The sequence below is a fragment of the Streptomyces sp. CNX435 genome (assembly GCF_059570575.1).
Map to the genome: position 1 here is coordinate 220,612 of NZ_JCANTA010000009.1, position 24,839 is coordinate 245,450.

Annotated in this window: 17 protein-coding genes; 12 read left to right on the top strand and 5 right to left on the bottom strand. The window is 74.2% G+C overall.

Annotation, left to right across the window (positions count from 1 at the left end):
* Positions 1–38 precede the first annotated feature (38 nt).
* The 7 genes from T328_RS17785 to T328_RS17815 all read left to right on the top strand — a co-directional run bounded on the left by T328_RS17785 (position 39) and on the right by T328_RS17815 (position 9,189).
* Positions 39–2,186, top strand: coding sequence for an MMPL family transporter (locus T328_RS17785; RefSeq protein ID WP_496497045.1), 2,148 nt, complete (start codon positions 39–41; stop codon positions 2,184–2,186).
* Between the two features lie 172 nt (positions 2,187–2,358).
* A complete protein-coding gene (locus T328_RS17790; protein WP_496497046.1) occupies positions 2,359–3,744 on the top strand; it encodes a sensor histidine kinase in 1,386 nt (461 codons plus the stop codon).
* Positions 3,741–4,451, top strand: coding sequence for a response regulator (locus T328_RS17795; RefSeq protein WP_496497047.1), 711 nt, complete (start codon positions 3,741–3,743; stop codon positions 4,449–4,451). The genes T328_RS17790 and T328_RS17795 overlap by 4 nt, the downstream gene beginning before the upstream one ends.
* A gap of 95 nt (positions 4,452–4,546) precedes the next feature.
* A complete protein-coding gene (locus tag T328_RS17800; protein ID WP_496497077.1) occupies positions 4,547–5,239 on the top strand; it encodes a FadR/GntR family transcriptional regulator in 693 nt (230 codons plus the stop codon).
* A 173-nt stretch (positions 5,240–5,412) separates the two neighbouring features.
* A complete protein-coding gene (locus tag T328_RS17805) occupies positions 5,413–7,350 on the top strand; it encodes an exo-alpha-sialidase (RefSeq protein WP_496497048.1) in 1,938 nt (645 codons plus the stop codon).
* 108 nt (positions 7,351–7,458) lie between these two features.
* Positions 7,459–8,205: a DNA repair protein RecO gene (gene recO, locus T328_RS17810; RefSeq protein WP_496497049.1), complete on the top strand. Its 747-nt coding sequence runs from the start codon at positions 7,459–7,461 to the stop codon at positions 8,203–8,205.
* 123 nt (positions 8,206–8,328) lie between these two features.
* On the top strand, positions 8,329–9,189 hold the full coding sequence (locus T328_RS17815) for an isoprenyl transferase (RefSeq protein ID WP_496497050.1): 861 nt from the start codon (positions 8,329–8,331) through the stop codon (positions 9,187–9,189).
* Positions 9,190–9,232: 43 nt separating this feature from the next.
* Here the strand turns inward: T328_RS17815 and T328_RS17820 are convergent, their stop codons facing one another.
* From T328_RS17820 to T328_RS17835, 4 genes are all read right to left on the bottom strand, one after another.
* Complete coding sequence (locus T328_RS17820; RefSeq protein WP_496497051.1) at positions 9,233–9,661, bottom strand: Fur family transcriptional regulator; 429 nt, start codon at positions 9,659–9,661, stop codon at positions 9,233–9,235.
* Between the two features lie 98 nt (positions 9,662–9,759).
* On the bottom strand, positions 9,760–10,662 hold the full coding sequence (locus tag T328_RS17825) for a metal ABC transporter permease (protein WP_496497052.1): 903 nt from the start codon (positions 10,660–10,662) through the stop codon (positions 9,760–9,762).
* The gene (locus T328_RS17830; RefSeq protein ID WP_496497078.1) at positions 10,659–11,432 is read right to left on the bottom strand and encodes a metal ABC transporter ATP-binding protein; all 774 of its coding nucleotides are present in this window, start codon (positions 11,430–11,432) and stop codon (positions 10,659–10,661) included. Before T328_RS17830 ends, T328_RS17825 begins: the two co-directional genes overlap by 4 nt.
* 71 nt (positions 11,433–11,503) lie before the next feature.
* The gene (locus T328_RS17835) at positions 11,504–12,544 is read right to left on the bottom strand and encodes a metal ABC transporter substrate-binding protein (protein ID WP_496497053.1); all 1,041 of its coding nucleotides are present in this window, start codon (positions 12,542–12,544) and stop codon (positions 11,504–11,506) included.
* A gap of 118 nt (positions 12,545–12,662) precedes the next feature.
* On the opposite strand from T328_RS17835, the gene T328_RS17840 reads away from it, so the two are divergent.
* The 3 genes from T328_RS17840 to T328_RS17850 all read left to right on the top strand — a co-directional run bounded on the left by T328_RS17840 (position 12,663) and on the right by T328_RS17850 (position 15,784).
* Positions 12,663–14,045 carry a glycine--tRNA ligase gene (locus T328_RS17840; protein WP_496497054.1) on the top strand — a complete coding sequence of 461 codons (1,383 nt, stop codon included), beginning with the start codon at positions 12,663–12,665 and terminating at the stop codon, positions 14,043–14,045.
* A 187-nt stretch (positions 14,046–14,232) separates the two neighbouring features.
* A complete protein-coding gene (locus T328_RS17845; RefSeq protein WP_496497055.1) occupies positions 14,233–14,496 on the top strand; it encodes a hypothetical protein in 264 nt (87 codons plus the stop codon).
* A 115-nt stretch (positions 14,497–14,611) separates the two neighbouring features.
* Positions 14,612–15,784, top strand: a complete 1,173-nt coding sequence (locus tag T328_RS17850) for an MBL fold metallo-hydrolase (protein WP_496497056.1) — start codon at positions 14,612–14,614, stop codon at positions 15,782–15,784.
* Between the two features lie 76 nt (positions 15,785–15,860).
* On the opposite strand, the gene T328_RS17855 is transcribed toward T328_RS17850, so the two are convergent.
* Entirely contained in the window at positions 15,861–20,504 is a 4,644-nt protein-coding gene (locus tag T328_RS17855) for a BTAD domain-containing putative transcriptional regulator (RefSeq protein ID WP_496497057.1), read from the bottom strand.
* Positions 20,505–21,025: 521 nt separating this feature from the next.
* On the opposite strand from T328_RS17855, the gene T328_RS17860 reads away from it, so the two are divergent.
* Together T328_RS17860 and T328_RS17865 are read left to right on the top strand one after the other, a co-directional pair.
* Positions 21,026–22,513 (top strand): MFS transporter, encoded by a 1,488-nt coding sequence (locus T328_RS17860; RefSeq protein WP_496497079.1) that lies wholly within the window; start codon positions 21,026–21,028, stop codon positions 22,511–22,513.
* 395 nt (positions 22,514–22,908) lie between these two features.
* Positions 22,909–24,834, top strand: a complete 1,926-nt coding sequence (locus tag T328_RS17865; protein ID WP_496497058.1) for a protein kinase domain-containing protein — start codon at positions 22,909–22,911, stop codon at positions 24,832–24,834.
* Positions 24,835–24,839: the final 5 nt, after the last annotated feature.

Consider the following 24,839-nt stretch of genomic DNA (forward strand, 5'->3'; position numbering starts at 1 on the left):
GGGGCGAGTTCAGCTACTCCCCGGAAGGAGAGCCCCCCATGGGCGCCGTAACCACCTCACCTGAAGGGCCACCCGGCTCTGCCACCCGGCCCAGGCGCCGATGGATTCCCTGGGCCGTGCTCGGCCTGTGGATCGCCGTGCTCGCCCTCACCATGCCGTTCGGCAGCAAGCTCAGCGAATCGACCCGCGACCGGGCCGTCGACTACCTGCCGGGGAGCGCCGACTCCACCCAGGTCGCCAAGATCGTCGAGGACATGCCCGGCGGCGACACCCTTGACGGGATCCTCGTCTACCAGCGCGACGGCGGCGTCACCGCCGCGGACCGCGAGCTCGCCACCGAGCACGCCGGTGACATCGCCGGCGCGTACGAGCTGGCCGGGGACCGCGCTCCGCAGGTGGTGCCCTCGGAGGACGGCACCACCCTGATGGTGCCGTTCTCCATCGTCGGGCTGCCCGACGAGGACGCCCAGCTGGAGACCGTCGAGGAGATCCGCGACGAGACCGTCGCGGATCCCCCCGAGGGCCTCTCCGTCGAACTCGGCGGCCCCGCCGGCATCCAGGCCGACTCCGACGCGGTCTACGAGCAGGTCGACGGCACGCTGATGTACGCCACGGCGGGCATCGTGACGATCCTGCTGATCATCACCTACCGCAGCCCGTTCCTGTGGCTGCTGCCGCTGATCTGCGTGGGCGTCGCCTCCATGACCTCCATGGCCGTCGTCTACGGCCTCATCCAGGCCTTCGACCTGACCGTCAGCTCCATGAGCTCGGCGATGATGACGGTGCTCATCTTCGGCGCGGGAACGGACTACGCGCTGTTGCTCGTCGCCCGGTATCGCGAGGAACTGCGGCGCACTCCGGCGCCGCAGGAGGCGATGTTCCAGGCCGTGCGCAAGTGCGGCCCGGCGATCCTGGCCTCCTCCGGCACGGTCGCGGCCGGCCTGGTCTGCCTGGTGGTCGCCGACCTCAACAGCACCGCGGGCCTGGGCCCGGTCGGCGCGGTCGGCGTGCTGTGCGCGCTCGCCGTGATGCTCACCCTGCTGCCGGCGCTGCTGGTGCTCTTCGGCCGGCGCGTCTTCTGGCCGCTGATCCCCGCCTACGGCAGCGAGGCCAAGCGGCGCGGCTTCTTCGACCGGATGGGCACGTCGGTGGGCCGCCGCCCGGCCGTGATCCTCGTCAGCGGCACGGTGCTGCTCGGTGCGCTGGCGCTCGGCGCGTTCAACCTGCCGGGCAACCTCAAGCAGGAGGACGCCTTCATCGACAAGCCCGAGTCCATCACCGCGATGCAGAAGCTGAAGGAGGCGTACCCCGAGCAGGGCGCGCAGCCCATCGTCGTGATCGCCGACTCGGACCAGGCGGACGCGGCGCTGTCCACCGCGCGGAACGTCGAGGGCGTCGCCTCGGCCGAGGTCTCCCGCTCCGGCGGGGGGCACACCGAGATCACCGTGTTCGCCGCCGACCCGCCGCAGTCGCCGGGCGAGGACCAGGCGATCAACGACCTGCGCAGCCAACTCGGCGACCTCGACGGCGCCGACGCCGTGGTCGGCGGGCTCAGCGCCGAGGCCATGGACCTGGCGGAGGCCAACTCCAACGACCGCAAGCTCATCATCCCGCTCACCCTGGCCGCGGTGCTGCTCATCCTCATCGTCCTGCTGCGCAGCCTGATCGCGCCGCTGGTGCTGACGGTCGCGGTGGTCGCGTCCTGGGGCGCGGCGATGGGCATCGGCGGCCTGCTCTTCGAGCCGGTCTTCGGCTTCGCGGGCATCGGCGGTGAACTGGCCCTGCTGACCTTCGTCTTCGGCGTGGCACTGGGTGTGGACTACGGCATCTTCCTGCTGCACCGGATGCGCGAGGAGGCGCTGAACGGCGCGGACACCCGCACCGCGGCGCTGACCGCGCTGCGCCGCACCGGCGGCGTGATCGCCTCCGCCGGCGTGGTGCTGGCGGCGACGTTCGCGGCGCTGGCGACCATGCCGATGGTGATGATGTTCGAGATCGGCTTCGTCATCGCGGTCGGCGTGCTGCTCGACACCTTCCTGGTCCGTACGTACCTGGTCACCTCGGCGAGCTGGCTGCTGGGCAAGAAGGTCTGGTGGCCCGGCCCGCTGGCGAAGCGGACGGAGACCCCGCCCGCGGAGCCGGACACCGAGCCGGCACCGGAACCCGCGGGCGCGGCGGCGCGCTAGCGGCCCCGTACGCCCGTACGGACCGGACGGGCGTACGGCCCACGACCCCTCGGCCGAGTGGCGGTTACCCCCGTGGCTGCCACCCGGCCGAGGTCCTGCCGTTTCCGGCCGCGAGCGCCGGGCGGAAGCGGACACGTCCCCGGGGGTTCCGCCCGGGGAACCGTAGGCGAGGATGGTTCTCATGCAGTCAGCGATGACCCGGCTGAAGCGGCTGAAGCGGCCGACGCGCCGGGATGTTCTGCTCACCGCGGTCGTCGGTGCGGTCGTCCTGTGCCTTGGGCTGTTCGGCACGGTCGAGGAATCGGCGCACCGGCCCGACGCACTGGGCTGGCTGCTGCTGGCTGTCGTGGTGTCGGTGGTGGCCTGGCGCCGCACCTACCCGTTGGCCGTCCTCGTCCTGGTCATCCTTCCGCAGGCCCCGTACCACATCCTCGACAACGCCCACACCGCACCGACGCCCCCGTTGGTGGTCGCGGTCTATTCGCTCGCGGTCGCCGGCCCCCGGGTGCGCACCCTGCTGGTCACCGGCGGGCTCGTCGTCGCCGCGGTGATCATGCTCACGCTGCGCGACGTCGACCAGGGCGCCGAGTTTCTGCGCACCGCCGGCTGGGTCATCTCCATCGGGCTGCTCGGCGAGGCGGTGCGCGTGCACCGCAACTACATCGGCGCCATCGTCGAGCGCGCCGAGCGCGCCGAGCGCACCCGCGAGGAGACCGCCGCCCGGCGGGTGGCGGAGGAGCGGCTGCGCATCGCCCAGGACCTGCACGACCTGCTGGCGCACAGCATCACCCTCATCGGCGTGCAGACGTCGGTGGCCGCGCACCTGCTCGTCGCCGACCCCGACCGGCTGGACCGCGCGGCGCTCGCCGACGCCCTCGACGGCATCGCCGGCACCTGCCGCGACGCCCGCGTCGAACTGCGCACCACGCTGCAGGTGTTGCGGGCCGGCGACGCCGTGGAGGGCACCGGGCCACCACCAGGCCTCGCGGGTCTGGACGACCTGGTGGTGGCGGCGCGCTCCGGCGGTGCCCAGGTGCACCTGGACGTCGCCGACGCCGCCCGCGACGTGCCGCCGGGGGTGGGGGCGGCGGCGTACCGCATCGTGCAGCAGTCGCTGACCAACGCCGTGCAGCACGCCGGGTCCGCCGTGCAGGTCCGTATCGCCGTCACGTACGACGAGGGGCCCGGCGCACTGCGTATCGCCGTCGTCGACGACGGCCCCGAGGGCGGGCGCGCCGGGCTGACGAAGACCCCCGCGGCGGCGTCGCTGCCCGCGGCCGAAACCGCCCGCTCCGGCTACGGGATCGTCGGCATGCGCGAGCGGGCCCGCAGCGTCGGCGGCACCCTGGAGGCGGGCCGCCGTACGGACGCCGCGGGCTTCGCGGTCACCGCCGAGCTGCCGTGCGCGGCGGCCGAGCCCGGCGAGGGCGCCGAGGGAGTCGAGACCGTCGAGTCGGACGCCGCGGGCCCGGCTGGCTCCGCCGGCACCCCCGCGGGCCGGGGCACCGACCGCGCCGGGGTGCGTACCGCCTTCACCGACAGGAGCCGCACCGCATGACCGCACAGCCCATCCGCGTCCTGCTCGCCGACGACCAGACCCTGGTCCGCAAGGCGTTCGCCATGCTCGTGGACTCCGCCCCCGACATGGCGGTCGTCGGCGAGGCGGGCAACGGCCGCGAGGCCGTGGAGCTGACCCGCAGCGAGCGCGTCGACCTGGTGGTGATGGACCTGCGGATGCCCGAGCTGGACGGCATCGAGGCCACCCAGCTGATCGCGGCCGACGAGGACCTGGCGGGCGTACGGGTGCTGGTGCTCACCACGTACGACACCGACGAGCACATCATGGCCGCGCTGCGCGCCGGCGCCTCGGGGTTCCTGGTCAAGGACACCCAGCCGGCCGCGCTGCTGGAGGCCATCCGCACCGTCGCCGCCGGCGACGCGCTCCTCTCGCCCGGCCCCACGGCCCGGCTCATCGAGCGGCTGGTGCGGCTGCCGGAGGCGCCGCAGCCGTCCGCGACGCAGAACGGCGGGGCGGCGCTGGGCGCGCTGTCGGAGCGCGAGCGGCAGGTGCTGATGCTCGTGGCCCGCGGGCTGAACAACACCGAGATCGCCGAGTCGCTGGCGCTCTCGCCGCTGACGGCCAAGACGCACGTGAGCCGGATCATGGGCAAGGTGGGGGCGCGCGACCGGGCGCAATTGGTCGTCATCGGCTACGAGTCCGGGCTGATCACTCCCGGATCTTCCTCATCTTCCGGACAAACATGACGTACCACACGTAGGATGTCCCTCCTTGTGCGTACGATACCGCCATGCCCCAGGAGCTGAAGCACCCCCAGCCGCGTTCGGACCGAAGGAAGCGCATGGGCGGCCAGATCCAGCGCGAGATCATGCAGCTGATCCTCGACCGGGGGCTGCGCCCCGGCGCGGTGCTGCCCACCGAGACCGAGCTGATGGACGACCTGGGGGTGAGCCGCAACTCCGTGCGCGAGGCGCTCAAGGCGCTGCAGGCCCTCGACATCGTCGAGATCCGCCACGGCTACGGCACGTACGTCGGCGAGGCGTCGCTCACGCCGCTCGCCGACGGGCTGACGTTCCGCACCCTGGTCCAGCTCGGCGGCGACGACGCCCACGCCCTCACCGAGATCCTCCAGGTCCGCGAAATACTCGAAGAGGGTCTGGTCAGTCGGGTGGTGGAGGGCATCCCGCAGGAGGACCTGGACGCGCTGGACGCCATCGTCGCGCGCATGGAGGCCCGTGCCGGGCAGGGCGAGGTCTTCCCCGAGGAGGACCGCGAGTTCCACGAGGTGCTCTACCGCTCGACCGGCAACACCCTGGTCCCGCAGCTCCTCGGGGCGTTCTGGAACGTCTTCCACCGCGTGGCCGGCGCCCGCGGCTGGGCGAACGACCCCTCGCCGATGGGCACGGCCCGCCGCCACAAGGAGATCGTCGCGGCGCTGCGGGCGCGCGACCGCGAGCGCGTACGGGCCGCGATGACGACCCACTTCCGCGGCATCGAGGCGCGTGCCGGGAAGGCGACGCGCGGCGTCGGATGAGCGACGTAGGCATGTGCGGAAGGTGAACTGCGGGTTGCTCCAGACGAACTCTTGACGGTACGAGGGGTCGCCTTTACGTTACGGCGGTGGACATCCCACGTCCTACGTAGGACATGGGCTATCCAGCTGTCTGCGTAACCGGACGAATCCGTCGACGAAAGCGAGTCGCACCCATGCAGCTACGCCTCGCTCCACCCGCCCAGGACGGTGCCCGCCGGAGGCTCCCTTGCCGAAGAAGCCCCCGCCCCCGGCGCACCACCCTCCTCGCCGCCTGCGCCGCGGTCCTCGGCACCGGGCTGACCACACTCGCCCCGCACGCCGCGGGTCAGGAGTCCCGGCCGGCCCGGGAAGCCGCCGCCCCGGAGTTCAGCGAGGAAGTGCTCTTCCAGGGCGGCACCGGCGGCTACTTCTGCTACCGGATCCCCGCCGTCGTCGAAGCCGCCGACGGCACCCTCCTTGCCTTCGCCGAGGGCCGCGTCGACAGCTGCGGCGACAAGGGCGACATCGACATCGTGCTGCGCCGCTCCACCGACAACGGCGCCACCTGGACCGCACCGCAGGTCGTCCTCGCCGGCAACGGCGACACCCACGGCAACCCCGCCCCCGTCGTCGACCGCGAATCCGGCCGCATCTCCCTGATCAGCACCCACAACGCCGGCGCCGACGACACCAAGCGCACCCCGTACCTGCAGCACTCCACCGACAACGGCCGCACCTGGAGCACCGCCCGCAACATGGCCGCCGAGCTGTCCAAGCCCGAATGGGACCGCTGGTACGCCACCGGCCCCGGCCACGGACTCCAGCTCACCACCGGCGAGCACGCCGGCCGCCTGCTGGTCGGCGCCAACCACCAGGGCCTCGACGGCCGCCAGGGCGCCCACCTCGCCTACAGCGACGACGGCGGCCTGAACTGGCAGCTCGGCGCCATCGACACCCGCGCCACCGACCCGCCCGACGTCAAACCCCAGGAACTCAGCCTCTTCGAACGCACCGACGGCTCCGTCTACGCCGCCGCCCGCGACGAACGCGGCACCGACCCCGGCAACCGCGCCGCCGCCGTCAGCAGCGACGGCGGCACCACCTGGGACGCCCCCTTCGCCATCACACCCACCCTCGTCGCCCCCGTCGTGCAGGGCTCCACCCTGCGCCACGGCGACGAAGTCCTCTCCTCGCTGCCCGCCCATCCCGCCGACCGCAAGGTCATGTCCGTACGCGCCTCCCACGACGACGGCCGCACCTGGGAGCCCTGGCAGGAGGGCCGCGTCATCCACTGGGGCCCCACCGCCTACTCCGACATGGTCGAGCTGGCCGAGGACCGCGTCGGCCTGCTCTACGAGGCCGGCACCGCCAGCCCGTACGAGGCGATCCGCTGGGCCCGCTTCAACGACGACTTCCTCGACCAGCCCAACGAGGACCCGCCGCAGCCTCCCGCACCCGACCCGGGAGCGACCACACCCGACGTCTCCGGCAACGACAACACCGCCTACGTCCGCGGCAGTTCCTCCCTGCGCCCCGGCAGGTTCGGGCAGTCCCTCTACCTCAACAACGCCGACGACCACGTCGACGCCCGCGTCGAGGTCCCGTGGAACGACTCCCTCGACGTCGGCGACGGCGACTTCACCTGGACCGGCTGGTTCAAGTACGGCCGCACCGACGGCGCCCACGCGATCATGTGGGCCTACGGCGTCGGCAGCAACGCGCCCTCCGTCTGGCTGCGCGCCGAACCCGAGCAGAACCGCATCACCGCCCGCATGCAGATGGAGCAGGCCGCGGTCAGCGTCCAGACCACGAAGGCGTACAACGACAACGCCTTCCACTTCGTGACCCTGCAGCGCGCCGGCGGCAAGCTCACTCTCAGCGTCGACGGCACCGCCGTCGCCGCCGACGCGCCGCCCGGCTCACCCACCGCCGGCAAGGAGTTCGGCATCGGCGGCATCGACGTCGGCCAGCGCCTCGACGGCGTCAACCGCTTCCACGGCTACCTCGACGACATGCGCGTCTACAACCGCGCCCTCACCCCCGGCGAACTGAACGGCATCCGCACCGGCAACGCCGCCGTCCCCAAGGGACAGCAGCTCCGGCTGCCGCTCGACACCGTCACCCCTCAGTAACACCGCAGCCTCCCGGCGGCCGGGCCCGGGCGACGACGCCCGGGCCCGGCCCGCCCCGACCGCCACCGGCGGGGCGGGAATCCGGCCCACGTAGGCAAGAATGGGCCCATGACCCTGTTCCGTGACGACGGCATCGTGCTGCGCACCCAGAAGCTGGGCGAGGCGGACCGGATCATCTCACTGCTCACCCGCGGCCACGGCCGCGTCCGCGCCGTGGCGCGCGGCGTCCGGCGCACCAAGTCGAAGTTCGGCGCCCGACTGGAGCCCTTCAGCCACGTCGACGTGCAGTTCTTCGCCCGCGGCGGCGACCTGGTCGGCCGCGGCCTGCCCATGTGCACCCAGACCGAGACCATCGCCCCCTACGGCGCCCCCATCGTCGGCGACTACGCCCGCTACACCGCCGGCACCGCCATGCTGGAGACCGCCGAACGCTTCGCCGACCAGGAGGGCGAACCCGCGACACAGCAGTACCTGCTGCTCGTCGGCGCCCTGCGCACCCTCGCCGGCGGGACGCACGCCCCCGAGCTCGTCCTCGACGCGTACCTGCTGCGTTCTCTCGCCGTCAACGGCTACGCCCCCAGCTTCGGCGACTGCGCCCGCTGCGGCCTCGACGGACCCAACCGGTTCTTCTCCGTCACAGCGGGGGGAGTGCTGTGCGGCGATTGCCGCGTCCCCGGTAGCGTCGTACCGTCGCCCGAGGCACTCGCGCTGCTCGGCGCGCTCCTGACCGGCGACTGGCAGACCGCCGACCGCTGTGGAGCACATCACGTCAGAGAAGGCAGCGGCCTCGTCGCGGCCTATCTGCACTGGCATCTGGAGCGCGGCCTGCGCTCGCTGCGCCACGTCGAGAGGTAGCCGGGGGTAGCCGGGGGGACTCGGCTGCCGCGAAGCGGGCAGGAGGCGGGCAGAAGAAGACCGCACCGGTCGGGCGGCACCGGGAAGAAGACGGCCACGTCGAGGGACGGGAGAGCACGGCACATGGCACGACGAGGGATTCGCGGCAGTTCCCTGACGCGGCGGCGCCGCGCGTACGAGGCGCCCGAGCCGCACCCCTCCGGTGCCCGGGCGCCGAAGGTGCCGGGCGAGCTGGTGCCCGGGCACGTCGCGATCGTCATGGACGGCAACGGCCGCTGGGCCAAGGAGCGCGGCCTGCCGCGCACCGAGGGCCACAAGGTCGGCGAGGCCGTCGTCCTCGACGTCGTCAAGGGCTGCATCGAGCTGGGCGTGAAGAACCTCTCCGTGTACGCCTTCTCCACTGAGAACTGGAAGCGCTCGCCCGACGAGGTGCGCTTCCTGATGAACTTCAACCGCGACGTCATCCACCGCCGCCGCGACGAACTCGACGCCATGGGCGTACGCATCCGCTGGGCCGGGCGCATGCCCAAGCTGTGGAAGAGCGTCGTACAGGAACTCCAGGTCGCCGAGGAGCAGACCCGCGGCAACGACGCCATGACCCTCTACATGTGCGTCAACTACGGCGGTCGCGCCGAGATCGCCGACGCCGCCGCCGCCATCGCCCGCGAGGTCGCCGCCGGCCGCCTCGACCCCAAGAAGGTCAGCGAACGCACCTTCGCGAAGTACCTCTACCACCCGGACATGCCGGACGTGGACCTGTTCATCCGGCCCTCCGGCGAACGGCGCACCTCCAACTACCTGATCTGGCAGAGCGTCTACGCCGAGATGGTCTTCCAGGACATCCTGTGGCCCGACTTCGACCGCCGGGACCTGTGGCGGGCCTGTGTGGAGTACGCCTCCCGCGACCGCCGCTTCGGCGGCGCCATCCCCAACGACGTCGAGGAGGAGGACGAGCAGGAGGACGAGCAGGCCCGCACGCCCTGAGACCGCCCGCACGCCCCGAGACCGGGCGGGTACGGCGGCGCGGTCAGTCCCGCGCTCCCCGCGCCTCCGCCGCGCAGTCCGCGCACGTACCGAAGACCTCCACCGTGTGCGCCACGTCCACGAAACCGTGCTCCGTCGCGATCGACTCCGCCCAGCGCTCCACCGCCGGACCGTCGACCTCCACCGCCTTGCCGCACACCCGGCACACCAGGTGGTGGTGGTGCTCCCCGGTGCTGCACCGGCGGTACACCGCCTCACCGTCCGTGGTACGCAGCACGTCGACGTCGCCCGCGTCCGCCAGCGACTGCAGCGTGCGGTACACCGTCGTCAGCCCCACGGACTCGCCGCGATGCCGCAGCATGTCGTGCAGCTCCTGGGCGCTCCGGAACTCGTCGACCTCCGCGAGCGCCGCGGCCACCGCCGCGCGCTGCCGCGTCGACCGGCCGCGTACCGGGGGACCTGCGGTCGTCACCCTTGCCTCCTGCTGCTCGCTCGAAGCCCTGTCCGCCCCACGAGCCGCCATTGTGCCAGCAGCAACCGGGTAACCGGGCACGGGCGCTGGAGCCGCCCTCACCGCGACCCGCCACCCACACGTGCCCGGGCCGGCTCTGCCGCCGCCCCGCCGGGCCCGCCACCGGCCTCGCCGGCGGCCCGGGCCCGTAGCCGCGCCAACGGCACCGCCAACGCCGTGACCACCAGAAACAGTCCCAGCGCGAACAGTACGATCGTCGCCCCCGGCGGCACGTCCACGTAGTACGAGAACACCGTGCCGGACAGCGTCGTGACCACCCCCATCGCCACGGCCACCGCCAGCGTCGCCGCGAACGCGCGCGTCGCCTGCTGCGCCGCCGCCACCGGGATCACCATCAGCGCACTGACCAGCAGCAGCCCCACCACGCGCATCGCGACCGTCACCGTCACCGCCGCCGTCACCGCCAGCAGCAGGTTCAGCGACCGCACCGGCAGCCCCGTGACCTTCGCGAACTCCTCGTCCTGGCAGATCGCGAAGAACTGCCGCCGCAACCCCAGGGTCACCAGCAGCACGAACACCGACAGCCACAGGATCACCACCACGTCGGAGTCCGAGACCGTCGTCACCGACCCGAAGAGATAGGTGGTCAGGTTCGCCGTCGAGCCGTTCGGCGCCAGGTTGATCAGCAGCACACCGCCGGCCATGCCGCCGTAGAAGAGCATCGCCAGCGCCAGGTCGCCGCGCGTCCTGCCGTACGAGCGGATCAGCTCCATCGCCACCGCGCCGGCCGCCGCCACCAGCACCGCGGTCCACACCGGGCTCGTGTTCAGCAGGAAACCCAGCGCGACGCCCGTCAGTGCCACGTGCCCGATACCGTCGCCCATGATCGCCTGGCGGCGCTGCACCAGATAGATGCCCACCGACGGCGCCGCGATCCCCACCAGCAGCGCCGCCAGCAGCGCGCGCTGCATGAAGGGCGGCTCCAGGAACTCCAGCGTCATGTCAGCAGCCCGGTCCTGTCCGCCTCGGCCGGCTCGCCCGTCGTGCCCGGGCGCGGATGGCACGCCAGGTCGTGCTCCAGCGCCGCCGCGGCCGTCTCCCCGCGCCCGTACTCGCGCGCCACGAGACCGTCGCTGAGCACGACCGTGCGGTCGATCAGCGGCTGCAGCGGCCCCAGCTCGTGCAGCACCAGCAGCACCGACGCGCCCGCCGCTACCTGCTCACGCAGCGCCTCGGCCAGTATTCGCTGGCTCGGCAGGTCCACCCCGCCCAGCGGCTCGTCCATGATCAGCAATTCCGGCTCCGCCGCCAGCGCCCGCGCGATCAGCACCCGCTGGTGCTGCCCGCCGGACAAACGGTTCACCGAGTCCTTCGCGCGGTCCGCCAGCCCCACGACGTCGAGCGCCCGCGCCACCGCCGTCCGGTCCGCGCGGCCCAGCGGCCGCAGCCGCGAGCGCGACAGCCGCCCCGACGACACCACCTCACGCACCGACGCCGGCACCCCCGACGCCGCCGTCGTGCGCTGCGGTACGTACCCGATCCGCTGCCACTGCCGGAAGCGCGCGGACGGCGTCCCGAACAGCTCCAGACCACCCGACGTCAGCGGCACCTGGCCCACCACGGCCCGTACCGTCGTCGACTTCCCCGAGCCGTTCGCGCCCAGCAGCGCCACCACCTCGCCGCGGCCGACCGTGAGGTCGACGCCGCCGAGGACCGCGCGCCCGCCCAGCGAGGCCGTCGCGCCGCTCAGGCTCACCACCGGCTCCGTCACACCCGCTCCGTCCACCGTGCCCCCGCTCCTTCCGCGGTCCTGCTCAGCCCGCGGCCCTGCTCACTCGGCCCTCACTCGGCGCCGAGCGCCTTCTGCAGCGCCACGAGGTTCGCTTCCATGATCTCGATGTAGTCGTCACCCTTCGACTTGTCCGTCACGCCCTCGATCGGGTCGAGCACGTCGGTCTTCAGGTCGAGGTCGCCCGCGAGCGTACGCGCCGTCTTGTCGCTGACGAGCGTCTCGAAGAACACCGTCGTCACACCGTCATCTTCCGCGATGTCCTGCAACTGTTGCATCCGGGCGGCGCTCGGCTCCGTCTCCGGGCTCAGCCCCTTGATCGACTCCTGCACCAGACCGTAGCGGTCGGCGATGTAGCCGAAGGCGGCGTGGGTGGTGATGAAGGTGTCGGTACGCCGGTTCTCCAGCCCGGCGGCGAACTCGCCGTCCAGCTTGCGCAGCCGGTCCGCCAGCTCGGCGGCGTTCTTCTTATACGAGGCCGCGTGGTCCGGGTCGGCCTTCGCCATCGCCTTGCCGACGCCCTCGGCGACCTCCGCGTAGCGCACGGGGTCCAGCCAGATGTGCGGGTCGGGGCCGTCCTCGTCGCCGTGGTCGTGGTCCTCGTGGCCCCCGTCGGCTTCCTCTTCGGCGTGCTCGTCCGCGTGCTCTTCGCCCTCGGCCTCGTCCCCGTGATCGTGGCCGTCTTCCTCGGTGCCGTGCTTCTCCAGCGACGTGAATTCCGACGCCTCCACGACATGGTCCGCGCCCGACTGCTCTATGGCCTCGTCCACGGCCGGCTGCATGTCCTTCAGATAGACGATCAGCCCCGCGTCCGCCAGGTCGCCCGTCTGCTGCGGGCTCAGCTCCAGGTCGTGCGGCTCGGTCCCCGGCTTGGTCAGTGAGTCGACCTCGACGTTCCGCCCGCCTATCTCCTCGGCGAGGAACTGCATCGGGTAGAACGACGCGGTCACCCGCAGCCGGCCGTCCTCCGTCGTCGTGCCCGAATCCCCCTCACCGCACGCGGACAGGGCCAGCACGGCGGCCGCGGACAGCGCCGCTGCCGCGGCGGGGGTGAGGCCGGATATGGACCGGCGGCTAGCTCTCATGACACTCATTTTCATCAAAGTTGGAAACGATTGTCAAAAAATCTCACGGCCGCCCCCGATTTGAAACGGGGGGTGCCGCCGCCGGTAACCTGGAGCACCGCTTCGTCGTCGTAATGAAGAGAGCACCGTGGCCGCCGACAAGATCGACACCATCGTCAGCCTGAGCAAGCGCCGTGGCTTCGTCTACCCGTGCAGCGAGATCTACGGCGGCCAGCGCGCCGCCTGGGACTACGGCCCCCTCGGCGTAGAGCTCAAGGAGAACATCAAGCGCCAGTGGTGGCGCTACATGGTCACCTCCCGCGACGACGTCGTCGGCCTCGACTCCTCCGTGATCCTCGCCCGCGAGGTCTGGGAGGCGTCCGGCCACGTCTCCACCTTCACCGATCCGCTGACCGAGTGCACGTCCTGCCACAAGCGCTTCCGCGCCGACCACCTCGAAGAGGCGTACGAGGCGAAGCACGGCCACGCGCCGGCCAACGGTCTCGCCGACATCAACTGCCCCCACTGCGGCAACAAGGGCGGCTTCACCGAGCCCAAGCAGTTCTCCGGCCTGCTCTCCACCCACCTCGGCCCCACCCAGGACGCCGGCTCCGAGACCTTCCTGCGCCCGGAGACCGCCCAGGGCATCTTCACCAACTTCATGCAGGTCCAGACCTCCTCCCGGAAGAAGCCCCCGTTCGGCATCGCCCAGACGGGAAAGTCCTTCCGCAACGAGATCACCCCCGGCAACTTCATCTTCCGCACCCGCGAGTTCGAGCAGATGGAGATGGAGTTCTTCGTCAGGCCCGGCGAGGACGACACCTGGCACGAGTACTGGCTGCAGCAGCGCTGGAACTGGTACACCGGCCTCGGTCTGCAGGAGGCCAACCTCCGCTGGTTCGAGCACCCCAAGGACAAGCTCTCCCACTACTCCAAGCGCACCGTCGACATCGAGTACCGCTTCGACTTCGCCGGCTCCCAGTGGGGCGAGCTGGAGGGCATCGCCAACCGGACGGACTTCGACCTGAAGGCCCACTCCGCCGCCTCCGGCCAGGACCTCTCCTTCTTCGACCAGGAGGCCGGCGAGCGCTGGACCCCGTACGTCATCGAGCCCGCCGCCGGCGTCGGCCGCACCATGCTCGCCTTCATGCTCGACGCCTACGTCGAGGACGAGGCCCCCAACGCCAAGGGCAAGATGGAAAAGCGCACCGTCATGCGCCTCGACCCGCGCCTCGCCCCGGTGAAGGCCGCGGTCCTCCCGCTCTCCCGCAACCCCGAGCTGTCCCCCAAGGCCAAGGGGCTCGCCGCCGACCTCCGCGGCCACTGGAACATCGAGTTCGACGACGCCGGCGCCATCGGCCGCCGCTACCGCCGCCAGGACGAGATCGGCACGCCCTACTGCATCACCGTCGACTTCGACACCCTCGACGACAACGCCGTCACCGTCCGCGAGCGCGACACCATGAAGCAGGAGCGCGTCTCCCTCGACCAGGTCGAGAGCTACCTCGCGGGCCGCCTCATCGGCTGCTGACCCACCCGCGGTACGACGACGGCGCCCCCGCGCGGGGCGCCGTCGCCGTGTGTCGTCGTCGTATTCCGACTCTGTACGGATTACGCGCAGCGGGCTGCGGTGAACGCGCCGGTTGCTGCACACTGTGGCCCACCGCCAGGCGCGAAGGAGCCACGAGCAGCAAGAACCGCGAACCGCAGGAGGCGCGATGCACGCGATGGCCAGCAGCCGGGTCACCGGCACCGACCCGGACGGCCGCGAGCACACGGTACGCGTCACGGGGGCCGGTGCACGGCGCAAGCTGGAGTGCGGCAGCTGCGACTGGAGCAGAGCCGCGCAGTTCCTGCCCTGGCTCAAGGCGGAGGAACACCTGGCGGAGGCGCACCACGCCGTCACGGGGGGCGGGGGCGGCGGCGCCGACCCGGGCGCGGGCGGCGGGGGCGCGGAGCCCGGACCGGGGGCGGGGGCGTAGACCCGTACGGCCGCAGCCGCCGCAGCCGCTTCCCTTGGCGAACCCGTCGTTCCGTTCCGGAACATCACCGGCCCCGTCACCGTTGACTCCACAGTCAGAGACCAAGGAGTGGCCCATGCCTCGAATCCGCCCCGCGTCCTTCGGCGCCGAGCCGGCGGGTGCCCGGCTGGCGCGGATCCTCAGCTCGCCGAACTACGACCCCGAGGCCGGCGCGTTCCGCAACCCCGTCCCCGCCGGCATCACCCCTCAGTCCGGCGGCGCCTCCCGCGGCGAGATGATCCGCGCCCTGCTCCGCCGCGACGGCCGCAAGCCCGCCGGCCCCGTCCCCGTACAGCGCCCCGACCTGTCCGCCCCGCCCGCGGACGGGCTGCGTCTGACCTGGCTCGGCCACGCCACCGTGCTCGCCGAGATCGACGGCCGCCGGGTCCTCTTCGACCCGGTCTTCGGCGAGCGCTGTTCGCCGTTCTCCTTCGCCGGCCCGCGCCGCTTCCACCGCGTGCCGCTCCCGCTCGCCGACCTGGGCCCGCTCGACGCGGTCGTGATCTCCCACGACCACTACGACCACCTCGACATGTCGACGGTCCGAGAACTCCGCGCCCTGCGCCAGGCGACCGCGGGCGACGTGCTGTTCGCCGTGCCCCTCGGCGTCGGCGCCCACCTGGAGCGCTGGGGCGTGCCACAGGACCGCATCGCCGAACTGGACTGGCACGAGTCCACGGAGATCGCCGGCCTCACCCTCACCGCGACCCCCGCCCGGCACTTCTGCGGGCGCGGCATCCGCAACAAGCAGCGCACCCTGTGGGCCTCCTGGTCCGTCCGCGGCCCGGAGCACCGGGTGTTCCACAGCGGCGACACCGGCTACTTCCCCGGCTTCGCCGACATCGGCGCCGACCACGGGCCGTTCGACGCGGCGATGGTGCAGATCGGCGCGTACAGCGACTTCTGGCCGGACATCCACATGACGCCGGAGGAGGGCGTACGGGCCCATCTCGACCTGCGCGGCGGGGTGCTGCTGCCCATCCACTGGGGCACGTTCAACCTCGCCCCGCACCGCTGGGAGGAGCCGGCGGAACGCACCGTGGCCGCGGCGGAGCCGGCCGGCGTCCGCACGGCGATCCCGCGCCCGGGCGAGCCGTTCGAGCCGTCGGCGGAGACGCTGCCGACGACGCCGTGGTGGCAGGAGATCACCGCGCCGGAGCGCCGCCCGCAGCCGGGCGGAGGCGGCGGCCGGAAGGCCGAGGGCCCGAAGGCGGCGGCGACGGCGAAGCCGAGGCCGGCGGAGCGGTAGCCGCGGCAGGGCCGCGGGCGGGCCGAGGGCGGGGTCTGCCCGGCGGTGACCGGTGGTGGCGTAGGGGTCGGTGGTGTCACCGGGTGTGGGCTTTCGGGCGTGGCTCCCGGGGCGGCGGCAGCGCCGGGGTGAGGGCGGGGTGGTCAGCCGGGTGCATCGTGCGGCCCTCTTCGTACGCGGTGGCGAAGGACTCCGCGCCCACGGCCGCCGTGGCCCGTGCCGTGATCCGGTCGACGTCGCCCCGCTCCGCCGCCGGCAGCGGCGCGCCCGCCGCCGTCCGCAGCGCGGCGGCCGTGCCGAGGAGTCGGGCGGCGGGCACGTGGCCGCCGGTCAGGGTCTCCACGCCGGCCAGGCCCTCCAGCGCCAGCGCCGTGGCCCGCGGGTCCTCCGACGCGAGCGCGGCGGCCAGCCCTTCGCGCTGCATGGCCCGCGCCGCCGCGACGTCCCCGCGCTGCTCGGCGAGGAATCCCAGCTCCGCCGCGATCAGCGCCACCCCCCGCGGCGACGCGGAGCAGCTGTGCCTGCGCCACCACGCCAGCCAGGGGCGCAGGTGCGCCTCGGCGGCCTCGGGCTGGCCGGCCCTGCGGGCCACCATCCCGAGGCCGATCTCGGCGAACTCCTCGCCCGCCGGGTCGAAGTGCGCGGTGGCCAGCGCCATGGCCTGCTCGTGCAGCCGCCGCGACTCGGCCAGGTCGCCGGTGAGCATCGTGACCCGGCCGAGCCCGGCGAGCCGGTACGACTGCTGGGTCCACAGGCCGAGTTCCTCCGCCCGGCGGGCGTCGTCGCGGTGCAGCCGCGCGGCGCGTGCGTAGTCACCGGTGATCTCGGCGTGGTCGGCCATGGCCTCGCCGGCTTCCAGCCGGCCCCAGGTCTCGCCCAGCTCGTCGAAGATACGGGCGGCGGTGGCGGAGTTCCACGCGAGCGCGGCAAGGTCGCCGCGGAAGAGCGCCACGATCGCCCGCACGACGAGCACGGCGGCTTCGCCCCAGCGGTCGCCGCGGGTACGGAACTCGCCCAGCGCCCGGTCGGCGAGCGCGGCGGCGCGGTGGATGCTCCCGTAGCCGGCCTCGACGTAGGCGAGGAACCACACCGCCCGGCTGTCGGCGGCGGCGCCGGGAACCTCCGGTTCGGCGGTCGCGGTGGGGGAAGTCGCCGGGCGGGGGAGGGGGACGCTGCCGGTGGGTGGCGGGTGTGCGCTGCGGTCGTCGTCGTACGTCCCGCCGGTCCTGTACGCCGCGGCTCCGCCGGTCTTTTCGGCGGGCTGGGGGTGCGGGGTGTCGGCGCCGGGCCTGCCCGATGTTCTGTGCGCCGCGGCTGCGCCGGGCTCGGGGGCGTTGCCGATTACGGCGGGCTGCCGGTGCGGGGTGCCGGGGTCGTACGTTCCCGGTGTTCCGTACGCCTCGGCTCCGCCGGTCGTCTGCGGGTACGGGGTGGCGGCGCCGTACCCGGCCTGGGTGCCGTACGTTCCGGCTGCGCCGGGTTCGCCGTCCTGCGGAGGGCCGGCCGCGGCGTCGAGGAGGGCGAAGCCGGCGTGCCAGGCGGCGACCGTGGCCCGCAGCCCGGCGAGGCGCGCGGCGACGGCGTCCGGGGCTTCCGCCCCGGCGGCGGCCGGGGGCGCCGCCGTGCGGCGGTTCGCCTCGTCGGCCGCGCCCGCGTCCCCGGGGGCGTGTACCTCGCCGGTGCCCGCCGGCTGCGCCTCCCCGTCGTTCACCATCCTGAGCACACCCACACCCGCACCCGCACCCGCACCCATGCCGCCTGCCCCTGTGCGTGCGCCTGCTCCCGTGCCTGCGCCTGCCCCCGCGCCCATGCCGCCTGCACCCGTGCCCGCGTCTGCGCCTGTGCCCGCGCTTGTGCCCTCGTCTGCGCCTGTGCCTGCGTCTGCACCCGTGCCCGCGTCTGCACCTGCGCCGGTGCCCGTGCCCGCGCCTGCAGCCGTGCCCGCACCCGCGGCCTCTGGCCTCGCCGTGCCCTCGTCCTCCCCGGCCGCCTCCGCCTTCCCGGCACCCGCCGCCGTCGACCCACCCGTCTCCAGCGCGCGCGTCAGCGCTCTCGTGCTTTCGCGGTGGCGTCCGCGCAGGTACCAGTACCACGCCAGCGCGTTCGCCAGCCGCAGCGCCAGGGCGGTGTCACCCGTCGTCGTGGCGGTGTCGAGGGCCTTGCGCAGGTTGCCGGATTCGGTGTCGAGGCAGGTGAGCCAGCGGGCCTGGGTGCGGGTGAGCAGGTGGGGCGCGGCGCGCTCGGCCAGCTCGGCGTAGTGGGCGGCGTGGCCGCGTAGCGCGCGGGGGTGTTCGCCGGCGGCGGTCAGCTCTTCGTGGCCGTACGCGGCGACCGACTCCAGCAGCCCGTAGCGGGGGCCTTCGGGGCCCGGGGTGGCGACGACCAGGGAGCGGTCGACGAGGCGCGCCAGCAGATCGGCGACGTCGGCGGGCGCGATGTCCGTACCGGCGCAGACGGCTTCGGCGGCGGGCAGCGTGGTGCCGGTGGCGAAGACGGACAGCCGCCGCAGGACGGCCTGTTCGGCGGGGGTGAGCAGTTCCCAGCTCCACTCGATCATCGCGCGGAGTGTGCGCTGCCGTTCGGGTGCGTCGCGGCGGGAGCTTCCGGCGGCGAGGAGGCGGAAGCGGTCGTCGAGGCGTTCGGCGAGCCGGTGCACGCCGAGGGCGCGGACGCGGGTGGCGGCGAGTTCCAGCGCGAGGGGGATGCCGTCGAGGCGGCGGCAGACGGCGACGACGGCGGCGGCGTTGCCGGGGCCGAGCTGGAAGCCGGGGGCCGCGGCGGCGGCGCGGGCGAGGAAGAGCCGTACGGCGCTGGACTCGTGCAGGCAGCCGGCGGACGCGGTGGCGCCTGTGGCTGCCTCCGCGGCTGCCTCCGCGGCTGCCTCCGCGGGCGCGGATGCGGCGGCGGGGTAGGGCGGGGGCAGGGCCAGCGGCGGTACGGCGTAGAGGGTTTCGCCGGCGATGGCCAGTGGCTCCTGGCTGGTGGCGAGGATGCGCAGGCCGGGGGCGGCGCGGAGGAGGGCGGCGGCGAGCGGGGCGACCGACTCGACGAGGTGTTCGCAGTTGTCGAGGACGAGGAGGAGCCGCTTGGTGCGCAGGGCGTCGGCGAGCACGTCGTGGGTGGTGCGGCCGTCGGTGTCGTGGACGCCGAGGACGTGGGCGACGACGTCGGCGGGGTCGTCGTAGCAGCGGCGGCCGGCGAGTTCGGCGAGGTAGACGCCGTCGGGGAAGTCGCCGGGGAGGCCGGCGGGCGCGTCGGCGAGGGCCTGGGCGGCGACTTCGAGGGCGAGCCGGGTCTTGCCGACGCCGCCGGGACCGCCGAGGGTGACGAGTCGTTCGGCGTGGAGGAGTTTGCGTACGTCGGTGGACTCGCGGTCGCGGCCGATGAGTTCGGTGACGGGGGCGGGGAGGTTCGACGGCGGCTGCGGGGCGGGTGCTTCGGGTGCGGGGGTGGCGCGGGCCGTGGGCGTGGCGGCGGCTGGTGCCGCTGGGCGCGCACCCGGGGTCGGGGAGGGGGAGGTGCCGGAGCGGGGGTTGTCGGCGCGGGGGTTGCCTGTGCCCGCGGTGCGTGCGTCTGCGGTTCCTGTGCTCGTGGGGCCGATTCCTGCCGTATCCGAGGAGGTTGGGCCTGCACCCGTGATGCCTGAGGCGAGCGTGCCGTGGCCCGTGGTGCCCGGGCCTGCGCGGCCCCTGCTCGTGGGACCCGTGCCGGCCGCAACCGCGGCGGACGTGCGTGCGCTCGTGGTGACGTGGCCCGTGACGTCCGGGCCCGCGGGGCTCGTGCCCGCGGGATCGTTGGTGGGTCCGGTGCCGGCCGAATCCGTGGCGGCCGTGCCGGCGCTCGTCGTTCCGGCAGCCGCGGGGCCTCCGCCGGCGCTCGTCGTCCCTGCGCCCGCGGTGTCCCACGCGGCAGTGCCCGGCCCCGCCGCCCCGGCGCTGCTCCGGGCCGACTCCGGCCCGGCGCCTGGCCCCAGCGCCGGGTCCTGCGCCAGGATCGCCCGCTGCAGCGCCGCCAGCTCCGGGCCGGGTGCCAGGCCCAGCTCCCGGGCCAGGTGCCGGCGCAGCTCGCCGTAGGCGGCCAGGGCCTCGCTTTGCCGCCCCGCCCGGTAGAGCGCCGTCATGTGCGCCGCGCGCAGCCGCTCCCGTAGCGGGTGGCGGTCGGCGAGGTCGCCCAGCTCCGCGGCGAGCGGCCCGTGTTCGCCGAGGGCGAGCCGGGCGTGCGCCAGCTCCTCGACCGCGGTCAGCCGGCTCTCCTCCAGCCGGACCACCCCCGCGCGGGCGAAGTCCTCGTCGGCCACGTCCTCGTACGCGCCGCCGCGCCAGAGCGCCAGCGCCTCCCGCAGCCGCCCGGCCCGCACGGCCGGGTCGTCGGCCGCGCGGCCCTGCGCGACGAGGGCCGCGAAGCGGCCGGCGTCGACGGACTCCGGATCTGCCGCGAGCCGGTAGCCGCCGTGTTCGCGTACGACCAGCGCGCGGGCGGCGGGCTCCGCGCCGGCGAGCGCGCGGCGCAGCCGCCAGACGCGGGTCTGCAGCGCCGCGGCCGGGTTCGCGGGGCGGGCCTCCGGGGGCCACAGGTCCTCGACGAGCCGGCCGGCGGAGACGGTACGGCCCCCGTGCAGCAGCAGGTCCGCGAGCAGCGCGCGCACCTTCCGCTCGGCGACCTTGACCGGTTCGCCGGCGTCCGTCCACACCGCCAGTGGACCGAGGACCCCGAATCGCATGCCTCAACGGTACGCAGCGGGTCCGACAACGCGCGCTCGCATCCGCGGGGTGCGGGGTGCGGGGTGCGCGTGCGCGGTGCGGGGTACGCCGCGAGCGCGGCGGCGCGGTGCGGGGGTGCGGGGTACGCCGCGGGCGCCGGCCGAGAGCGGATCTGGAGTGGGCCGAGAGCGCCGGGCCCCACAGTCGGCCCCGTAGCACCGACTCGGCTCCCGACCGACCCGACCGACCCGACCGACCCGATCGCCCCCGATCGACTCGACGGACCGACTCGCCCGACGGACCGACTCGCCCAGCCGACCGACCTGACCGGCCGACCGACTTGACCGGCGGACTGACTTGCTCCGCGGACTGACTCGACCGGCCGACCGACTCGACCCAACCGACCCGACCGACCCCAACCGCCCGCCCCCGGAGGGACTCCGTGAACACCGACCTCACCCCCGCCCCCGACGCCCCCGGCGTCCCCGACCCCGGCCGCGCCGGCGACCGCGCCGGGCCGCGCGCGTGGGCCGGGCTCGCGGTGCTGGCCCTGCCCACCCTCCTCCTCGCCCTCGACATCTCCGTCCTGCACCTGGCCGTGCCGCACCTCGCGGCCGATCTGCAGCCCACCAACACCCAAATGCTGTGGATCATCGACATCTACGGCTTCATGATCGCCGGCTTCCTCGTGACCATGGGCACCCTCGGCGACCGCGTCGGCCGCCGCCGGCTGCTCCTGACCGGCGCCGCCGCCTTCGGCGCCGCGTCCGTCGCCGCCGCGTACGCGCCCGGCCCGGAGGCGCTGATCGTCGCCCGGCTGCTGCTGGGTGTGGCCGGGGCCACGCTGATGCCGTCGACGCTCTCCCTGATCAGCAATCTGTTCCTCGACCCGCGGCAGCGCGGACTGGCGTTCGCGATCTGGGCCGCGATGTTCTCCCTCGGCGTCGCGCTCGGGCCGGTGCTGGGCGGTGCGTTGCTGGAGCACTTCTGGTGGGGGTCGGCGTTTCTGCTGGGCATTCCGGTGATGGTGCTGCTGCTGGTGGCGGGGCCGCTGCTGCTGCCGGAGTCGCGGGATCCGGACGCGGGCCGGCTGGATCCGGCGAGCGTGGTGCTGTCGCTGGCGACGATGCTCCCGGTGACGTACGCGATCAAGGAGCTGGCGCACGGCCTCGCGGTCGTGCCGCTGCTGGCCGCCGCGGCGGGAGTGGGCGCGGGTGCGCTGTTCCTGCGCAGGCAGCGGAGGTTGGCCAGCCCGCTGCTGGATCTGGCGCTGTTCGCCGACCGGTCCTTCCGCAGCGCGCTGCTGATCCTGCTGGTGGGCACGGTGGCGGTGAGCGGCACGTATCTGTTCGTGACGCAGTATCTCCAGCTGGTGGAGGGGCAGTCCGCATTTCGTGCCGGGCTGTGGCTGCTGCCGCCGGCGGCGGTGCTGATCGTCGCCTCGGTGGCGGCGCCGGTGTGCGCGCGCCGGTTCCGGCCCGGGCCGGTGATGGGTGCCGGGCTGGTGGCGTCGGCGGCGGGGTTTCTGCTGCTGAGCCGGGTCGAGCCGGGCGGCTCGGGGGACATCGCGGTGATCGTCGTGGCGTACGCGCTGGTGAACTCGGGCATCGGCCCGGTGCTGGCGCTCGGCACCGAGTTGGTCGTCGGCTCGGCGCCGCCGGAGAAGGCGGGGGCGGCGTCGGCGATAAGCGAGACGAGTTCGGAGCTGGGTGTGGCGCTGGGCGTCGCGGTGCTGGGAAGCGTGGGCACGGCGGTGTACCGGGCCGACGTCGAGGCCGGGGTGCCGGACGGCACGCCGGAGGCGGCGGCGGACGCGGCGCGGGACACCCTGGCGGGGGCGGCGGCGGTGGCGGAGGATCTGCCGGCACCGCTGGGTGCGGAGGTGCTGGGGGCGGCGCAGGAGGCGTTCGCGGGCGGGCTGGTGACGGTGGGCGTGATCAGCGCGGTGCTGTCGCTGGCGGTGGCGGCGGTGGCGTTCACGGCGCTGCGGGGCGGCGATGCGGCCGGGGGCGGTGGTGCGGAGAAGTGAGCGGTGGGGCGCGGGGTCGGTGCGGTGAGTGCGGGGGTCGGCGGGGCGTACGGGCCGGGGGGTTTGCGGTGTCGCGGGTGTGCGGGCCGGGGCTTGCGGAGCCGCGGGCTTGCGGAGCCGGGGGCTTGCGCCGTTGCGGACGTACGGGACCGGGGGCTTGCGCCGTCGCGGACGTACGGACCCGGGGGCTTGCCTGGTCGCCGGCGTACGGACTCAGGGCCTGCCAGGGCGCGGGCGTACGCGGGGGCGCCGTGCGCGCCGCGCTCCCGACGTGCGCTCCGCGCCCCGGGTGGCACGCCCGTCTCTGTTGTCACCGGCGCCCGTTAGGCTGCCCCCAGGCACGGACGCGCTGCGCGCGTCGGACACGGGGCGGGCTTCGAAGGCAGAGGGCAGCTGTGGGGGAGAGCGAAGCGGGGGTCGGCCGGCGGCTCGCCGGGCGGTATCGCGTGGTGGGGCGGCTCGGACAGGGCGGCATGGGCACGGTGTGGCGTGCCGTGGACGAGGTCCTGGGCCGCGAGGTCGCGGTGAAGGAGCTGCGGGCGCGCGCGGAGGGCGCGGCGCATGACGCGGAGGAACTGCGCCTGAGGATGCAGCGGGAGGCGCGGGCCGCGGCCCGTGTCGACCACCCGGGCGTGGTTGCCGTGCACGATGTCACGGAGCACGAGGGCCGCCCCCTGATCGTCATGGAGCTGGTCGACGGGCCGTCCCTGGACGACGTCATTCGTGAACGGGGCGTGCTGGACCCCGCGGAGGCCGCCGGTATCGGCGCGAAGGTCGTCGACGCACTGGCCGCCGCACACCGGGCGGGGGTCCTGCACCGCGACGTCAAGCCCGGCAACATCCTGCTGGCCCGCAGCGGCCGCGTCGTCCTCACCGACTTCGGCATCGCCGCGATGGACGACCCGGGCGACGACGGCTCGACGCGGCTGACCGCTCCCGGCGAGATGGTCGGCTCCATCGACTACCTGTCGCCCGAGCGGGCCCGCGGCGACCTGCCGGGGCCGCCCTCGGACGTGTGGTCGCTGGGCGCCACGCTGTACGCGGCGGTGGAGGGCATCTCGCCGTTCCGCCGGTCGTCGACGTGGTCGACGATCAGCGCGATCGTCGTGGACCCGCTGCCCGAGCCGCAGCGCGCGGGCGCGTTGACCGGCGCGCTGCGGGAGTTGATGGACAAGGACCCGGGGCGGCGCGCGGACGCGCTGCGCGCGGGGCGGCTGCTCGCGGCGGTGGCGGCGGGAGAGCCTCCCCCGCCGGCTACGCCCTTTCTGGCGGGGGTACCCCCATTGCCGGATGCGGCGGAGACGATGCGGCTTGGCGGCGCGGGCCTCGGCTTGGGTGCGGGTGCGGGTGCGGGTGCGGGTGCGGGAGCCGGTGCCGGTGCCGGTTCCGGTGCTGCCGGTTCCGGTGGCGGTACGGGCGCGGGGGCTGGGGGTACGCCCACGCCCCCGGGCGTAGGGGGAGGGTTCGGTCCGGCGCCGGAGTCGCACACGCCGTCGATGCCGCCGGAGGCGCTCAACGCGGCGGCGGCCGGTTTCGCGGCGGGAGGCGCGGGCGGACCGGCGGAGCCGGGAGCGGCGGGTGCGTACGGGCAGCCTCCGGGCGGTCCGTACGGCCAGGCCACGCCGCAGGGCCAGTTCACCCCGCACGGGCAGGGCACGCCGGACACCGGAGGCACCCCGCCCGCACCCCGGCCGTCGCGCCGTCGCCGCCCGCTGCTGCTGGCCGGCGCCGTCGCCGCGGTGGCGGCCGTGGCGGCGCTGGCGTTCGCCGTACCGGGATGGCTGGGCTCCGACGACGGCGGCGACGGCGAGGCGAACGCACGTGGGGCGGACCGGAGTTCGAGCGCCCCGGCCTCGGCGGGCGACCAGCCGGGCAAGGCGAAGCCGTCGAAGGAGAAGGGCGAGGACAAGGACAAGGCCCAGGAGTCCACCTCCCCGTCCCCGAGCCCGTCCGCCGCAGGCACCTCGCAGCCGACCGAAGACCCCGCCGAGACGGCCGACCCCACCCCGGAGCCCACCCGCCCCGACCCCACCTCGGCGAAGCCGACCACCCCGCCGACGTCATCGGCGCCCCCCGCGGACCCCTGGGACTCCTGCAACTACTACGCGGGCACGGCCCTCACCCAGAACGGCGACAGGGGCGAGCGCGTGGTGCAGGTCCAGTGCATCCTCCGCGCCCGCGGCTACGACCTCGGCGCGGGCGGCGTCGACGGCATATTCGGCGCGAGCACGGAGGCGGCGGTCAAGCAGTTCCAGGGCGCGAAGGGCCTGGCGGTCGACGGCCAGGTGGGCCCCGACACGTGGGGTGCGCTGCGGAGTTGAGTTCC

What these genes read in the sequence shown, in the direction of transcription:
- T328_RS17855 (WP_496497057.1), bottom strand. Translation starts at nt 20,504, where the DNA reads ATGCGATTCGGGGTCCTCGGTCCACTGGCGGTGTGGACGGACGCCGGC.
- T328_RS17805 (WP_496497048.1), top strand. Translation starts at nt 5,413, where the DNA reads ATGCAGCTACGCCTCGCTCCACCCGCCCAGGACGGTGCCCGCCGGAGG.
- T328_RS17800 (WP_496497077.1), top strand. Translation starts at nt 4,547, where the DNA reads ATGGGCGGCCAGATCCAGCGCGAGATCATGCAGCTGATCCTCGACCGG.
- T328_RS17850 (WP_496497056.1), top strand. Translation starts at nt 14,612, where the DNA reads ATGCCTCGAATCCGCCCCGCGTCCTTCGGCGCCGAGCCGGCGGGTGCC.
- T328_RS17795 (WP_496497047.1), top strand. Translation starts at nt 3,741, where the DNA reads ATGACCGCACAGCCCATCCGCGTCCTGCTCGCCGACGACCAGACCCTG.
- T328_RS17790 (WP_496497046.1), top strand. Translation starts at nt 2,359, where the DNA reads ATGGTTCTCATGCAGTCAGCGATGACCCGGCTGAAGCGGCTGAAGCGG.
- T328_RS17815 (WP_496497050.1), top strand. Translation starts at nt 8,329, where the DNA reads ATGGCACGACGAGGGATTCGCGGCAGTTCCCTGACGCGGCGGCGCCGC.
- T328_RS17785 (WP_496497045.1), top strand. Translation starts at nt 39, where the DNA reads ATGGGCGCCGTAACCACCTCACCTGAAGGGCCACCCGGCTCTGCCACC.
- T328_RS17845 (WP_496497055.1), top strand. Translation starts at nt 14,233, where the DNA reads ATGCACGCGATGGCCAGCAGCCGGGTCACCGGCACCGACCCGGACGGC.
- T328_RS17825 (WP_496497052.1), bottom strand. Translation starts at nt 10,662, where the DNA reads ATGACGCTGGAGTTCCTGGAGCCGCCCTTCATGCAGCGCGCGCTGCTG.
- T328_RS17835 (WP_496497053.1), bottom strand. Translation starts at nt 12,544, where the DNA reads ATGAGTGTCATGAGAGCTAGCCGCCGGTCCATATCCGGCCTCACCCCC.
- recO (WP_496497049.1), top strand. Translation starts at nt 7,459, where the DNA reads ATGACCCTGTTCCGTGACGACGGCATCGTGCTGCGCACCCAGAAGCTG.